The sequence below is a fragment of the Bombilactobacillus mellis genome (assembly GCF_000967245.1).
Lineage (GTDB): Bacteria > Bacillota > Bacilli > Lactobacillales > Lactobacillaceae > Bombilactobacillus > Bombilactobacillus mellis.
In genome coordinates this window covers 550,628-566,903 of record NZ_KQ033878.1, presented here as the reverse complement: position 1 = coordinate 566,903, position 16,276 = coordinate 550,628, and the positions used below count along the sequence as shown (strand labels likewise).

General features: G+C 33.6%; 12 protein-coding genes and 1 pseudogene. 12 read left to right on the top strand and 1 reads right to left on the bottom strand.

The genetic code is table 11. The features are described from left to right. Positions 1 to 58: 58 nt before the first annotated feature. Both JG29_RS06875 and JG29_RS06870 read left to right on the top strand, forming a co-directional pair. Positions 59 to 1,960, top strand: coding sequence for a beta-glucoside-specific PTS transporter subunit IIABC (locus JG29_RS06875; RefSeq protein ID WP_045923211.1), 1,902 nt, complete (start codon positions 59 to 61; stop codon positions 1,958 to 1,960). Between the two features lie 150 nt (positions 1,961 to 2,110). Beyond that, entirely contained in the window at positions 2,111 to 3,493 is a 1,383-nt protein-coding gene (locus JG29_RS06870) for an amino acid permease (protein ID WP_045923210.1), read from the top strand. Positions 3,494 to 3,599: 106 nt separating this feature from the next. Here the strand turns inward: JG29_RS06870 and JG29_RS06865 are convergent, their stop codons facing one another. Continuing rightward, positions 3,600 to 4,157 carry an SGNH/GDSL hydrolase family protein gene (locus JG29_RS06865; RefSeq protein WP_045923209.1) on the bottom strand — a complete coding sequence of 186 codons (558 nt, stop codon included), beginning with the start codon at positions 4,155 to 4,157 and terminating at the stop codon, positions 3,600 to 3,602. Positions 4,158 to 4,206: 49 nt separating this feature from the next. On the opposite strand from JG29_RS06865, the gene coaA reads away from it, so the two are divergent. The 10 genes and pseudogenes from coaA to JG29_RS06815 all read left to right on the top strand — a co-directional run bounded on the left by coaA (position 4,207) and on the right by JG29_RS06815 (position 15,647). Further along, the gene (coaA, locus tag JG29_RS06860; RefSeq protein WP_045923208.1) at positions 4,207 to 5,136 is read left to right on the top strand and encodes a type I pantothenate kinase; all 930 of its coding nucleotides are present in this window, start codon (positions 4,207 to 4,209) and stop codon (positions 5,134 to 5,136) included. 98 nt (positions 5,137 to 5,234) lie between these two features. Further along, positions 5,235 to 6,047 carry a Cof-type HAD-IIB family hydrolase gene (locus JG29_RS06855; protein ID WP_045923207.1) on the top strand — a complete coding sequence of 271 codons (813 nt, stop codon included), beginning with the start codon at positions 5,235 to 5,237 and terminating at the stop codon, positions 6,045 to 6,047. A 71-nt stretch (positions 6,048 to 6,118) separates the two neighbouring features. After that, a complete protein-coding gene (gene guaA / locus JG29_RS06850; protein WP_045923433.1) occupies positions 6,119 to 7,660 on the top strand; it encodes a glutamine-hydrolyzing GMP synthase in 1,542 nt (513 codons plus the stop codon). 161 nt (positions 7,661 to 7,821) lie between these two features. Further along, entirely contained in the window at positions 7,822 to 8,802 is a 981-nt protein-coding gene (locus JG29_RS06845; RefSeq protein WP_045923206.1) for a hypothetical protein, read from the top strand. A gap of 78 nt (positions 8,803 to 8,880) precedes the next feature. Continuing rightward, positions 8,881 to 12,390, top strand: a pseudogene (locus JG29_RS06840) (type IIG restriction enzyme/methyltransferase). A 58-nt stretch (positions 12,391 to 12,448) separates the two neighbouring features. Continuing rightward, positions 12,449 to 12,694: a hypothetical protein gene (locus JG29_RS08905; RefSeq protein ID WP_232297099.1), complete on the top strand. Its 246-nt coding sequence runs from the start codon at positions 12,449 to 12,451 to the stop codon at positions 12,692 to 12,694. A 388-nt stretch (positions 12,695 to 13,082) separates the two neighbouring features. Next, complete coding sequence (locus tag JG29_RS06830) at positions 13,083 to 13,937, top strand: ABC transporter ATP-binding protein (RefSeq protein WP_045923204.1); 855 nt, start codon at positions 13,083 to 13,085, stop codon at positions 13,935 to 13,937. Between the two features lies 1 nt (position 13,938). Continuing rightward, positions 13,939 to 14,796 (top strand): ABC transporter permease, encoded by an 858-nt coding sequence (locus tag JG29_RS06825; RefSeq protein ID WP_045923203.1) that lies wholly within the window; start codon positions 13,939 to 13,941, stop codon positions 14,794 to 14,796. Between the two features lies 1 nt (position 14,797). Then, on the top strand, positions 14,798 to 15,247 hold the full coding sequence (locus tag JG29_RS06820) for a LytTR family DNA-binding domain-containing protein (protein WP_045923202.1): 450 nt from the start codon (positions 14,798 to 14,800) through the stop codon (positions 15,245 to 15,247). A 1-nt stretch (position 15,248) separates the two neighbouring features. After that, positions 15,249 to 15,647, top strand: a complete 399-nt coding sequence (locus JG29_RS06815) for a DUF3021 domain-containing protein (RefSeq protein WP_045923201.1) — start codon at positions 15,249 to 15,251, stop codon at positions 15,645 to 15,647. Positions 15,648 to 16,276 lie beyond the last annotated feature (629 nt).

Genomic DNA, 16,276 nt, shown 5'->3' with positions numbered 1-16,276 from the left:
CTAGAAGTCTTTTCTAGAGTTATTGCTATTGGCGGGTTTTTATGTTAGGAGGCAAACAATGGATTATAAAAATTTGGCCGAACAGATTTTACAATTGGTAGGTGGAGATGAAAATATTAAGTCTGCCTGGCATTGTGCCACTCGTTTACGCTTCTTATTAAAGGATGAAAAACAGGCACAAACAGAAAAAATTGAGGCCTTGGATGGTGTAATTACAGTAGTTCAAGCTGGTGGTCAATACCAAATTGTAATTGGTAATAATGTATCCCAGGTTTATGATGCTTTAGTAGCTTTAGATGGGCGTTTAGGTGCTGGCGATGATACTGACAAAACGGCAGCGGCGGCGACCACTGAAAAGCAAAAACTGACTTTTAAAGGTGCTTTTGATGCCTTTATCGCGTTTATTTCCGGTTCTTTTACTCCATTTTTGGGAGCCATGGCCGGCGCCGGTATTTTAAAGGGGTTATTAGCACTATTTACAGCGCTGCATTGGATGACGCCCCAGACCGGTGCTTATCAAATTTGGTATGCTGCTGCCGATGGAATTTTCTATTTCTTACCGATTGTACTGGCGTTTACAGCCGCAAAACAACTTAAAGTCAATCAATATGTTACTGTTGCAATTGCGATGGCTTTAGTATATCCCACAATGGTAGCCCTCACTTCTAAACATGCAGCTATTAACTTTTTGGGAATTCCTATTGTTCCGACCACTTATACTAGTACGGTAATTCCCATACTTTTAGTAGTTTGGGTGCAAAAATATTTGGAACCGATCTTTAATAAATTTTGGCATGAATCAGTTCGTAATATTTTATCCCCTTTGTGCGTCTTAATGGTTTTAGTACCTTTAACCTTTATTGTCGTAGGACCGATTAGTTCTGCTATCAGTAATGCCCTGGCAAGTATCGTATTAGCCCTTTACCAAAATGCTCGGATTGTTTCCGGCTTAGTTCTAGGTGCTTTCTGGGAAGTATTTGTTATTTTTGGTGTACACTGGGCTTTTGTTCCGGTAATGATGAATAATTTGTCCAAATGGGGTTATGATCCATTAATGCCGATTTTGTTGGCAGCTGTTTTATCACAAGCCGGAGCCGCTTTAGGAGTCTTTTTAAGAACTAAGAATGACAAAATGAAAGGTTTGGCTGGTTCCAATACTATTACTGCAATTTTTGGTATCACAGAGCCGACAGTTTACGGTATTACTTTAAAGATGAAAAAACCGTTCTATTGTGCTATGGCAGCCGGTGCTATTGGCGGAGCCATTGTTGCTCTTTCCGGTGCTCACGCTAATTCCGTCAGTTTGGCTTCAGTTCTATCCATTCCGACCTTTATCGGTAAAGGCTTGGGACTTTCGATTATTGGCGATTTGGCAGCCTTTATTCTAGGAGCAGTCTTTACCATGTTATGGGGTGGCGTGAATAGCCAACCTGCACTTGCCACTGAGGCCCCAGCTACTGCGCCCAGCACTAAGACTGAAACCAGTAATACGGAAAAGAAATATAACCAAGCTACTAGTCTTAATAGTCCCTTAACTGGTAAGATTGTAGCCTTAAAAGATGTTAAAGATGAAGTATTTTCTTCCGGAGCTATGGGCCAGGGTATTGCCATTGATCCTAGTGTGGGTGAAGTTGTTGCTCCAGCAGCTGCTACTGTGCAAATGGTTTTTCCAACAGGGCATGCGATTGGACTGGTTACTGATACAGGAGCAGAAATTTTAATTCATGTAGGAATGGATACTGTTCAGCTAGATGGAAAAGGCTTTAACACCTTAGTCCAAAAGGGAGACCACGTTACTGCAGGTCAAGTTTTAATTACCTTTGATATTAATATCATTCAACAAGCCGGTTTAGAGATCACCACGCCAATTATTATTACTAATACAAAGAATTATCATCAAGTAAAAACTCTTGCTACAGGTGAAATTAAGCAGAATCAAGCTTTACTGGAATTATCCTAAAATTAATAATTTTTAAGAAAAAATCCGCTTACGAGCGGACTTTTTTGATACTTACACAATTTATTACTGCTTGATAAATTAAAAAAATTTTTGCTTTCTTAGATGAAGTCGGGTAAAATGCATGTTAACTAATTTTAAGGAGGTCCATTCATGGAAAAGCAAGAATTAAACAAATCTTTGTCTTCTAACCAAATGCAAATGATTGCTTTAGGTGGAACAATTGGCGTCGGGTTATTTATGGGGTCAGCTTCAACTATCAAATGGACCGGTCCTTCAGTCTTGTTAGCATACGCCTTAGCGGGAGTTATTTTATATTTAGTTATGCGTGCTTTAGGCGAAATGCTTTATTTGCATCCCATTACGGGATCTTTTGCTGATTTTGCTTCCGAATACGTGCATCCAGCAGCTGGATTTGTAACTGCCTGGAGTAATGTTTTTCAGTGGGCTTTAGTGGGAATTAGTGAAGTTATTGCTGTTGGACAATATCTCCAATTTTGGTGGCCGCATTTTCCCGGCTGGGTGGCTGGAATAGTAGTGGTAGTAACTTTATGTTTAGCCAATTTAGCAACGGTTAAAGCCTATGGTGATTTGGAATCCTGGTTTTCGATTATTAAAGTTATCACGATTATATTCATGATTATCTTAGGTTTGTTGGTCATTATCTTTGGATTGGGGAATCACGGTCATCCTGTAGGTATCAGTAATTTATGGAAACATGGCGGCTTTTTTACTGGCGGCTTTAAGGGCTTTATGTTTTCATTGTCCATTGTCGCAGCTTCCTATCAGGGAATTGAAGTAGTAGGAATTACAGCCGGCGAAGCTGCCAATGCTCAAGAAAGTATTGTGAAATCCATCAAGTCATTAGTAATGCGGATCTTGATTTTTTATATCGGAGCTATTTTTGTAATTGTAGCTATCTATCCTTGGAATCAATTAGGAAGCATTGGCTCTCCTTTTGTCAAAACTTTTGCAAAAGTTGGGATAACCTTTGCTGCTGAAATTATTAATTTTGTTGTTTTGACAGCAGCACTCTCCGGTTGTAATTCCGGTATTTTCAGTGCCAGTCGAATGTTGTATACTTTGGCGCAAAATGGTGATTTACCTAAAGCTTTTACTAAAGTTTCACGCAGAAGAGTACCTTATTGGCCTGTCATTGCCATTTCTGCCGGTATTTTGGTTGGTACGATTTTAAATTATGTTTTGCCTTTATTTACACATTCTGCGGCTAATATTTTTGTTTTAGTTTATAGTTCGAGTGTTTTACCGGGAATGGTTCCGTGGTTTGTTATTTTGATTAGTCATTTGCGTTTTCGTAAACTTCATCAAGAGGAACTAGTTAATCATCCCTTTAAAATGCCGGGAGCTCCTTGGACTAATTGGATTGCTTTAATTGGGTTAGTAATTATTCTGTTATTTATGTTTATTAATCCTGAAACTCAAGCTTCCATTATTGTAGGAGTAATTTTTGAAATATTGTTAATCATTTGTTATTTTGCATTTAGGCCGCGAAGTTTACAGGAGTCTGAAAAATAAGAATTAAAGAGCTGGACCTCGATGAAGTTCAGCTCTTTTATATTGTTGTAAGTAGATTATTGTATAAAAAAATAAGTTTAGTTGAGATTTTTAAAAAAAAATAATATCATAAAACTTGTTTAATCGCCGGAACTAGTAAGTGCTCTAGCAGATCATAACCGGCTTCATTAAAATGTAAGCCATCAGCTTGTAAATATTTTTCCGGCTGCTGCTGCGCTTGCATGGCTTCTAAAAGGTTAATAAAGGGCAGGTGATAGTTTTTAGCCATTTGTTCGGCTGCCAGACCGAATTGGATTTGCCGTGGCCAACTTCTTTCCGGGTGTTTATGGTAATCTACATAAGGTGGAGAAACTAATACTACTTTATTGGCACCAATTTCAGTAATCAGGTGAGCTAGATTATTGGTGAAATATCCCGGTTTCATTTCATGAACGGTTAAAATATCATTGGCACCAAAAAATAAAACCACAATATCTGGATGTAAGGCAATGACATCACGTTGAACGTGGGTCAGAGCATCGCTGGTTTTATGGCCGGGGATCGAACAATTCACTACTTGTGTTTGGGGAAAAGCTGTTTGAATTCGTTGGGTAAAATAATCAGTAACTCGTTCATGTTGCACACCTGCTAAAATGGCATCGCCAAACAGAACTATTTTTTTCATGGGAAACTCCTTTTCAACTATTTTATCATATCATTTGTGAGGAATAATTATGCAAAATTTTATGAATTATAATGAATATTCACGCCAAGAATGGTCCCAATTTCATGGAGAATATTTCAACGAAATTGATGATCATGATTTAGAGAAAATTAAATCAGTTGATGATCAGGTTTCTTTGGCTGATGTCCGCGAAATTTATGTTCCTTTGCGGCATTTACTTCATTTATATCTACATGATTATCAACATTTAACCCGCGCCAAAGCTGATTTTTTGGGTGTCAAACCGCATAAAGTGCCTTTTATTATTGGCATTAGCGGCAGTGTGGCCGTTGGAAAGAGTACAACTGCCCGCTTATTAAAAGTCATGCTGCAAAGAGCTTATCCACATTATAATATTGAGCAAATTACTACGGACGGCTTTTTGTATTCCAATGCGGAATTAAAAAAACGGGGAATCCTAAATGATAAGGGATTTCCCTGGAGTTATGATAATGAGCGCTTGTTATTATTTCTGGAACAGGTTAAGGCTAATCGCGCGCCAGTAGAATATCCGAGTTATTCTCATGAAATTTATGATATTGTGCCTCAAACAACCAACGTAGTTGCAGATCCCGATATTTTAATTATTGAAGGAATCAATGTTTTACAACTACCGGATAATCAGAACATTTATGTGAGCGATTACTTTGACTTTTCGATTTATGTTGATGCTAATCCTAAACTAATTGAGCAATGGTATATTCATCGGTTTGAGGGCTTTTTACAAGCAGAAATTGATCATCCTGATCCTAATAATTATTACTATCAGTTTACCCAACAACCCCGTGCACAAGTTATGAAGTATGCACATCAGGTTTGGCATGATGTGAACTATAAAAATCTTGTCGAATATATTGCACCGACAATTAATCGTGCGGATGTTATTTTGCATAAAACTAAGGGTCACGTAATTAATAAAGTATTACTGAAAAAATATTAACAATGCTGAGTGCGGATGTGAGTAATCATATTTGTTTTAAATTTATTAAAAGCTGTTAAGATAGGGAGTGCTAAAATTTTTAAAAGGGATGAAAAGCATTGACAATCAAATTAGTAGCTATTGATATTGATGATACTTTATTAGATCCGCACCAACAAATAACGGCATTAACCAAAAAAGCAATTACCGCAGCTTTAGATCAGGGAGTTAAAATTGTGCTTTGCTCCGGCCGGCCATTGGCTGGAGTTGAACCGTATATTCAAGAACTGGGAATTAGCGGCCGGCAGCAGTATATTATCACTTATAACGGTAGTATTATTCAAAATGCTGCTGGGGACATTTTACAACAGCACACTTTATCTGCGTCGGACTTTGAGCGATTGGCTCATTTTTGTCAACAAGAACAGGTACATTTTAATGTTTTAGACGATCAGAGTAACATCTATACTCTGGATCATCAGATTAATTATTATACACTTTTGCAGGCTACAGGAATTAAAAGCGGTCTAACCGTATTGACAGAGCAGGATCTGCCTATTAATTTTACCTTGGTAAAGGGAGTTTTAACAGGAACAAAAGAGCAGTTGGACACTATTGAGCCTTTATTAAGACAAAATTTTGGTCATAATTATGCTATTACACGTTCTTTGCCTGTGATGTTAGAAGTAGCCCATTCTTTGGCCACTAAGGGGCGTGCTTTACGGGATTTATCAGGCGAGTTGAATTTATCATTAGATGAAGTAATGGCGATTGGTAATGAGCAAAATGATTATACAATGTTTCAAACTGCCGGAACTGCAGTATTGATGGGAAACGGCAATAATGAAATGAAGGACATGGCAGATTATATTACTGCCGATAATGCTCATGACGGAGTAGCCCAAGCCTTGAATGAATTTGTTTTACACTAGCGGCGCTATACAGTAGGAACTTTTTTTTGTACAATATTATTAAGTCTAATAGAGGAGTGTGAACAGTGAAAATGCAAGTCAAGGCCGACAGCATTATTGTCTTAGATTATGGCAGTCAGTATAATCAGTTAATTACCCGCAGAATTCGTGATCTGGGTATTTATTCTGAATTACTACCCCATACCATTACTGCTGCCAAAATTCGAGAACTAGCTCCTAAGGGTATTATTCTTTCTGGAGGGCCTAATAGTGTTTATGACGCAGATGCTTTAAAAATTGATCCGGATATTTGGCAATTAGGGATTCCAATTTTAGGAATTTGTTATGGTATGCAGTTAATGATGTATGATCTGGGTGGTAAAGTTAAAGCAGCAGGGGCCCCCGAATATGGACATGCCGACATTACAGTCAATGAGCCGCAATCTTTATTATTTGCCGGTTTGCCTGCTCAACAATATGTTTGGATGAGTCATGGAGATCGTGTCACTGCTATTCCGGATGACTTTAAGGCTGTTGCTGGAAGTGCCAATACCTCTTATGCAGTTGTAGAAAATGCCGCAAAGAAATTATACGGTATTCAATTTCATGCTGAAGTGCGTAATACCGAATACGGTTTAGATATTTTGAAAAACTTTGCTTTTAAAATTTGCCATGCTCAGGCTAATTGGAGTATGAATGATTTTATTGACCAACAAATCGAGAATATTCGTCAAACTGTTGGTAACCGAAAAGTTTTGTTAGGTTTGTCTGGCGGTGTTGATTCTTCAGTAGTCGGTGTCTTGCTGCATAAAGCAATCGGCAAACAATTGACTAGTATTTTTGTTGATCATGGGCTTTTGCGTAAAGGTGAAGCTGAGCAGGTAATGGCAAGTTTAGAGGGTAAATTTGGCTTGAATATTATTAAGGTCAATGCCCAAGAACGCTTTTTAAAGAAATTACAAGGTGTCAGCGATCCGGAACAAAAACGTAAGATTATTGGGAATGAATTTATTCAAGTTTTTAATGATGAAGCCCAAAAATTAGATGGGATTGACTTTTTAGCGCAGGGCACTTTATATACTGATGTAATTGAAAGTGGCACTAATACTGCCCAAACAATTAAATCACATCATAATGTGGGCGGCCTGCCTGAGGATATGCATTTTCAATTAATTGAGCCTTTGCGGACTTTATTTAAAGATGAAGTGCGTGAACTGGGTGAAAAATTAGACATGCCTCATGATTTAGTTTGGCGACAGCCTTTTCCAGGCCCGGGCTTAGGTATTCGGGTGATTGGTGAAGTTACTCCCGAAAAATTAAAAATGGTACGGGATAGTGATTACATTTTACGTGAAGAAATAAAAAAGGCCGGTTTAGAAAAATCTATTTGGCAATACTTTACCGTTTTGCCCGGCATGCGCAGTGTGGGCGTCATGGGTGATGGACGAACCTATGACTATACTGTGGGAATTCGGGCAGTAACTTCTATTGACGGAATGACTGCTGATTTTGCTCAGATTCCTTGGGATGTGTTGGCTAAAATTTCTACGCGGATTACCAATGAAGTTGATCATGTTAACCGGGTAGTCTATGATATTACTTCCAAGCCGCCCGCAACGATCGAATGGGAATAAGAGAACGATATAACTTGAATGGTAAACCTTGAGTTATAAGCATTTGAAGGAACAGAAATAACTCTAAAACCATAAAAAAGATAAGTTTGTATGCCAAATGAAAGAAACTCTTAGTATAATTAGTGTACTAGGAGTTTTTGCTTTAAAGGGAGGATATAGATTTGAATAACTTTAATGAATCTTTTTTTATCAATAATTTACATAAAGCATATTTAGATAAAGTCAGTCTTTATCATGTTCCAGATAAAGACTTGACTAGGTTTTCATGGACAGAAAATAAAACAGTTACTATTTATGCCATTAAAGTGTTTGACGATATTGCAAGTGATAAATTTTATACTTTGTATTTTGCAGTTAAGAATAATGATAAGAAAAATAAATTAGTTCAAATGGATTTGATAAACGAAACGAAGAATCCTGACTTTTTTAGAATTTCTTATGGATCACCTAGAGATAAACTCTCATGGTTACATAGTCATAATTTATTGAATGGAGTAATTGATTCAAAAATAATTGGATCTTCTGTAACTTACAGCTACAGGAAAATAGAAAATGGAGTTAACTTTATATGTGATGATTGGGCTCGGAGTTGGGTAGCTAGCGAATATGATGCTACTAGGGCAGTAGAAGAAAAACCAACTCCTGTTCAGCCATTTCCTAAAAATAATCAAAAATTTTTTATTGATAGATATCATTTTGATGATATGCTCACTACCTTGAGTGATAGTCAATTCACTGATGAATTTAATCAATGTCTTTTTGCGTATGAACATGAAAAATGGTTTTTATGTGCTGTTGGTCTAGGAAGTTGTTTGGAACATCTTATGCTAATTATTCTTACAAATTATGATAATAATGGTTATAGAAATGAAAAGGGTGATGGGCTATTTAGAGGATTTCCTAAAAACCCAACAGCTAAAGATTATGTACTGTGGTTTAAGAAAGATCCAATAGCAATTACTTCACGAGAGGCAACATATATTAATTCGTTGTTTACATTAAGAAATTCAGTAGATCATCATAATACAGGAAAAACACAAAAAGAGTCATGTGATTTTTTATTATATGGTATATCTAGTATATACAATGATTACTATGCTAATAGTATTTTGTTTAAGCCAAATAAAAGCCAAAAATTTTGAAAGGGACTTTAAGTTATACAAAACTGAGAGCCTTTTCTACAAAGAATTTGAATAAGTATATATCAAGGAGAAATATTAATGGCAGAGAAACGGCTTCTGAATTTGAAGCAACTAATAAATAGAAATGTTCAGGCAGTAATGCCTCAAGAAGACCAAAAAGAAAACTTTAAAAATATTATAACTGTGTATATTACTAAACTTGAAGGTAATGAAAATCAAAGTGAAGAATTTCAAAAAGGTATTTTTAGAGATTTTCTTGAAGAAGTTATTCCAGACAAACAAATTAATACCAGTGATCGAATTGATTTAGCGATCTATAATGGCAAGTCTAGTGAAAGTAGTGTAGGCGTAATTGTTGAATACAAAAAACTAGACAATAAAGCTGAAATGATTAGTAAAGATAATCTTAATGCCAAGGGATTTAGAGAACTGATTTCATACTACTTAAAAGAACGAATTATTAATAAAAACCTTGAAGTTAAACGTGGAATTGTAACTAATGGTTATGAATTCTTTGTCATCGATTCAAAAGAATTAGAAAAGTACTTTATTAAGAATAAAAAGTTAATTGAAAATTTTAAGAAGTTTGAAAAAAGGCAATTATCAGGGACGACAACAGATTTTCTTTATGATGAGGTTGTAGCTCCAGAGATTGATAAAGCTTTAAACAAAAAGATCAAAATTGGTTACTTTAATTTGCAAGATTATTAAATGAGGAGATTTTCACAGATTCAAATAGTCTTAACAAGAATTTTTATAATGAACTCTTATATATTATGGGATTAGAGGAGCATAAGAAAAGTGGTAATAAGGTTATTGATCGTTTAAAAGAAAATAAGCGTCAATATGCATCCCTCATTGAAAATACTATTGAACAATTAGATATAAAAGATGTTCATGAGAAGGATAGATTTGATATCGCTATTCAATTAGTTGTTGTTTGGGTTAACAGAATTTTATTTCTTAAACTACTAGAGTCTTCATTAGTATCTTTCAATGGCAGCAATGATTATAAATTTTTAAATTATAAGAAGCTTCATACCTTTGATGATATTAATGATTTGTTCTTTGCAGTTATGGCAAAGAGATTAGATTAAAGACATCCAAGAATCAAAGCAGAATATCCTAATGTTCCCTATATGAATTCATCTTTATTTGAAGCTACAGCTTTGGAAAAATCATCTCAAGGAATAACAATTAATGAACTTTGTGAAGGGGATATTGAGGTTTACTCTAAGACAAAATTAAAAGATAATAATGGTAAGAAATTAACTGGAAAGATATCAGTCTTGGATTATTTGTTTAAATTCTTAAGCGCTTATGACTTTACTTCAGCTGTTGAGGCAAAGAGTAAAAAAGAGCAGGATCAATTAATTAATGCTTCAGTTTTAGGACTTATCTTTGAAAAAATTAATGGGTATAAGGATGGGTCCTTCTTTACACCTGGAAAAATTACTATGTATATGGCTAAAAGGGCTGTAAGACAGGCAGTATTAACTAAAGTTAATGAAGTGATGGGATAGAATGATAAAGATATAATTCAGCTAGGAATGCTTACTAGAGACTTTGATTTTTCTATTGAAGATCGGAAGAAGATAAGTAACGCAATTGATAATTTAAAAGTTCTTGATCCTGCTGTTGGATCAGGACATTTTCTTGTTTCCGTTTTAAATGAATTAATTGCTATTAAATCTTCTTTGCGTGTTCTATTTGATAATGAAGGTAACCTATTAAATGACATTCAATGTACTGTAGTAAATGATGAATTAACTGTTCAAACACACACAGGTAATAACTTTTACTATGATGTAAATAAGCCTTCAACTTTAAGAATACAAAAAGCACTGTTCCATCAAAAACAACGCATTATTGAAAATTGTTTATATTGTGTTGATTTAAATCCTAACTCTGTAAATATTTGTCGCTTAAGACTCTAGATAGAACTACTTAAAAATGCATACTATTCAACTAATGAAGACGGGAATAAATATCTTACAACTTTGCCAAATATTAATATTAAGACAGGAGATAGCTTAGTTCATCGTTTTGATTTGGTTGATAAGATTGATATGCGTCACAAAGACTTTAAGCAATACGTTAATTTGGTCAAAGAATATAAAGATACAAGTGATAAAACGGTTAAGGCAGATGTAAATAAAAAAATTACTGATATAAAGACTAGTTTTTTAGATCAATTTAGACCTCCAGAAGCTATTGCTTATGATGAGGCATTAGCTAAATTAACTGAAGCTAGTGGTACAGAATTATTTGATTCAAACTTTGATCCAAAGAAATTCGCAGAGTTAAAGAAAAAACCCGATCAAGCTAAAAAAGTTTATGAAAATAGGCAAGGTGATCCATTTTATAGAAATGCGTTAGAGTGGAGACTTGAATTTCCAGAGGTTTTAGATGATAAAGGAAATTATGTTGGTTTTGATATTGTAATTGCTAATCCTCCTTATATATTTGCTAGAAATCAATCATTTGATGATAAAACTAAAGAGTATTATTTAAGTCATTACGAAGTAGATGAATACCAAGCAAATACGTATACCTATTTATGGAATTAGGCTATAAATTGCTAAAAAATAATGGTACTTTTGCTTATATTGTGCCTAATAATATGCTTACAATTCAGTCTAATCAAAAATACGTAATTTCTTACTGAAAAAATCAGGTAGCTTAGTTATTATCAATTCTTTAGATAAAATTTTTGCAGATGCTAATGTAGATAATTGTCTTGTATTTCTTAAGAAAGAAAAATCTGATGAGGTTACAGTAGGTGAATTAGTTAAAGGAGATTTTCAAACTGTAGGCACTATAAAAAAAGATTTCTTTGGTGAAAATAATCCATTGATTAGTATATCTATGGTTAAATATAAAGACGCAATTAATGCTTATTGGAAAATGAATAATGCTCAGTTAAAAGTAGAAAGTTTATCTAATGTAAAAACTGGGGTAAAAGCATATCAGATTGGAAAAGGAAAACCAGCACAGAAAGGTGCAGATAAAGATGATAGGTTTTTACATAGTAAATCTAAATTAAACAATTTATATTTTCCATATGTTGATGGGAATAATGTGAAACGTTATGAACTAACTTGGAATGGCGAATATATTGAATATAGCGATAGACTTGCTGAGCCAAGAAGATCAACAAATTTTGAAATGCCAAGAATTTTGGTGAGACAGATACCTTCAAAATCAGTTTATTCAATTAATGGTGTCTATTTGGATGCACATGTTATAAATGATTTAAATTCAATGGTTATTGAAGATATAACAGATATAAATCCCTTGGCGCTACTTGGTTTTGTTAATTCTAAACCTATGACATTATGGTTTTTGATGCGGTTTGATAAGTTTCAAAGACGATTGTTTCCTCAATTTAAAGTTAATGAATTAGCAGAATTTCCCATTCCAAAAACAAATAAAGATATACAAAATAAGATAGCTGATAATGTACGTAAGATTCAAGACCTTATTAAGAATAATAAACCGTATAATGAAAATACCATAGTAGATGAGCTAGTTATGACTGCTTATGGGTTAAGTGAAGAAGAAAAAGAATCTGTTAGAAAATTTTAGTTTTAAATATTTATCAAAAAAGGAGAGTTTTACTCGTCTTTTTTATCATAAAAAAATTATGAATACTAAAAAGTGCTGTAAATTACGAAACTTTTACGAGATCAATGATAAAAAATACTATGCTCATATGTGTCCAGATAATGATATTGTCATTGCTTCAAAGATGGAACTCAGTATGAATATTAAGCCTGCTGAAAAGTCACACTTTGAACTGAACGGCAATCAAAATATTTCTGCGAACAGAATTATCGGTATGCAAAAGTATACTAAAAGAAGTAAAAGACCGCTTAAGTATTGGATATAAAAGGACATGTCTTATTCTTAGGGAATAAAGTGACAATGTAATTTGAATGGTAAACCTTGATTTATAAGCATTTGAAGGAACAGAAATAACTCTAAAACCATAAAAAAGATAAGTTTGTATGCCAAATATTAAAAGGAATACATGGTAGAACCTTAGTAATGTCAATGATTGGAAAATAATGATATTTGATTCCAAGGAATATCATGTTTGCCAAAGTATGCCAATTTAAAAAGCTCTTAGTTTAACTAAGGGCTTTTTTATGTGGAAGAATTTAATGTTGAAAATACAGCTGTTTATGATCTGATCCTTACCACTTATTTGAAATTTGAAAACATATTTCTACTAGTTACGTATCATAGTCAGTGTATTACTAGAGGGTATTTTTAATATGCTGATAGAAACTTATGATTTAACAAAAAAATATGGTAAAAAATTAGCCTTAAATGCGGTTAATTTAAAAATCGACAAAGGACAGCTTGTTGCCTATCTAGGTACGAATGGAGCTGGTAAAACCACTACTATCAATCTTTTGACAGGATTATTAAAACCAACTGCAGGTGCAATAACTTATGCCGATAGCCGTAGGATTGGAATTGTATTTCAAAATAGTGTCCTAGATAACAACTTAACAGTCAAAAATAATTTGTATCTAAGAGCAAGAATGTATAAGGACTATTCAAATGAATGGTTGCATCAATTAATCGATTTAATCGGTATTAGAAAATATTTGAAACAAAAATATGGTACTTTATCTGGTGGTCAAAGACGTAGAGTTGATATTGCCAGAGCGTTAATCAATAAACCCAATTTATTATTTTTAGATGAACCTACAGCTGGGTTGGATTTACAGACAAGATTAGTAATTTGGACTCTTTTACAAAAACTACAAAAAGAACAAGGTTTGACCATCTTTTTGACAACACACTATCTTGAAGAAGCAGAAAATGCTGATCAAATGTATATTTTGGAAAATGGGAATATTTTAGCTAGTGGTTCTGCTACCGAAATTGAACAGAAGTATGCATCCACAAAGTTGTTGGTCAATGTAAGGGATATTAAATCATTAAAGACATCTCAAAAATATCAAGTGATTAATCCCAAGCTAATAGAAATTATGTCATTGACAGCTAGTGAAACAATTGATTTCCTCAGTGTTAATCATAATGTAATTACTAATTTTGAATACTATAAAGGCTCAATAAATGATGCCTTTATTAAGATTACAGGAAAGAAGTTGCAGTAAAATGTTTGCTTTGTTACAGAGAAACATCAAAATCTACTTTTCAAATATTTCTGGAGTAATTATGTCTTGTTTAGGGGCATTAATCTCATTCTTTATTTATATTGGTTTCTTACAGAAAAATCTTGCAAGCTCCTGGAGCCATATTTCTAATGCTAATGAAATGTTAGATCTATGGATGATTGCTGGTATAGTAGCAATTGCAGGTATTACAACTTCCTTTCAAGCATTAGGACAATGGGTAAAGGATCAAGAAACTAGAACTATTGATGACATGAAGTTAACTGATGTTTCTGCTTCACAACAATTGTTAGCATATGTTTTATCAGGGGCTATAATCGGTCTAATAATGCAAATTATAGTTTTTATTGTGATGAGCAGTTATTTTACAGCTACTGATCATGTTTCTATTCCTACAAGTGCATATTTACCTGCATTAAGCTATATACTAATTACTTCTATGGCGGCAGCTTCATTAAATGCAATTATAGTTTTCTTTATTCATTCTTCGACTACTTTTAGTAGATTATCTGCTGTGATAAGTGCGGCTTCCGGATTTGCGGTCGCAACTTATATTCCTTATGGGACACTGCCCTCACATGCGCAAACTTTGGTAAAATTAATTCCCAGTAGTTATGAAACCTCAGCTCTAAGAAGTTTATTATTAAACCCAATAATTAAAAATGATTTTTCACCTAACGTGAGAAAATACCTTGTTGCTTATCTAGGTATTTATTTTAAAATTAATGGGTATCAATTAAATCAAATAGATAATGCTTTGATTATGCTAGGGATGACCATAGTTTTAATAATCCTAATAATAGTGTTAACATTTTGGGCTGAGAGAAAGAGAAATAATTAAGGTGAAGGTCGAATTCAAAAAAGATGAATCTTTGCATGATGAAATTAAAGTAGAAGTAAAATCTGCTGAGCAAGATTCAACAATAAATAAGTTATTAGCGTATATCAGTAAATTCGATAAGCAGGAGCGTAGCTTATTGCCTATCAAAACAAGTGATCGAATAGTAACTATTAAAATGAATACTTTGATTAAAATTGAAGTTCAAGCAACTAGTTTAACTTATTACACTACTGAAGAAGTAGTAAAAACCACAGGAAGGTTATATCAAGTTCTTGAAGTTTTAAATGATAATTTTGTTCAAGTATCACGTCACTCAATAATTAATTTAAATTACTTGGAATCAATTGAAAATGGTTTTGCGGGTAATATGATTGTTATGCTAGCTAATAATCTAAAGACAGATGTTACAAGAAAATATTTACCCGAATTAGAAAAGGAATTGGGACTGTAGTATGAGAAAATTTGGTAAGTTTTTAGATTATTTCTTTACAGGAATGGGCTTTGGATCAATTTGTTATCTTTGTGTTTTAACTTTTGCTAATCCCGGAGTACCTCCAACTGCTAAGGGGGTAGTTTCTATTTTCATTCTTTCGGGATTGATTGGAATTTTATCAATGATTTTCAAGACAGACTTACCCTTACTTTCGGCAATAATTATTCATTTTATTGGATCCTTTATTTTGTTTTTAACTATGAGTTTTATTAATAATTGGCTAATCGGTTGGGATTCTATATTTATTTTTATTTTGGTATATATCATAATTTGGTTAATTATTTTGTTAGAGCAAAGACAAACAGTTAATAAATTGAACGCTAAAATTAAGCAACGTAATTTTAATAGAAAAAGTTAAGAAATTATAAAGCATCAAATATTTATTGCATATAATCTTACAAGGGTGTTTAACTATATTAAAGTTTACACAATGATCAGGGATTACTGTATTGTGCCAACGTGTTATAGTGATGTTAGGTAGAGATTGTGTTGGATAAGCAGTAGAACAATGCGATCTTTACTGCGGCTTTTCTGTCGGATAATAAATGATAATTTAACGGTACCCCCGTGGGCGTCCACGCTAGCGGATATTGGTAGTAGCGTGGTCTAAAGTCATTTTCAAAATAAAGGGAAGGAGAAAATTAAACCTTTTTCTTTTCAAATCAAGCTAGAAAATTAAATTGATTATATCTGAAAACAAATGATAGAAAGCAAGTAAAAAAAAATTACTTTAAACATCTTTTTAGACTAGCAAAGTGAAGTGTATTTATCGTTAAATGATATTAGCGTACAGCCGCTCGAGCTTTAAAAGTGTCGCAGACAAATGTGGACAACCACATGAGAACCATTCAGGTTTTAAACTTCCACGTGCTTTATTAACAAAACTAAAAAGAGTTATTTGTACTTATAAATGAATTAATTACTAAAAATGAGTTAATTCAGTGAGGGTATTATAAGTAATAACTACCAACATTATTAGACAAACAA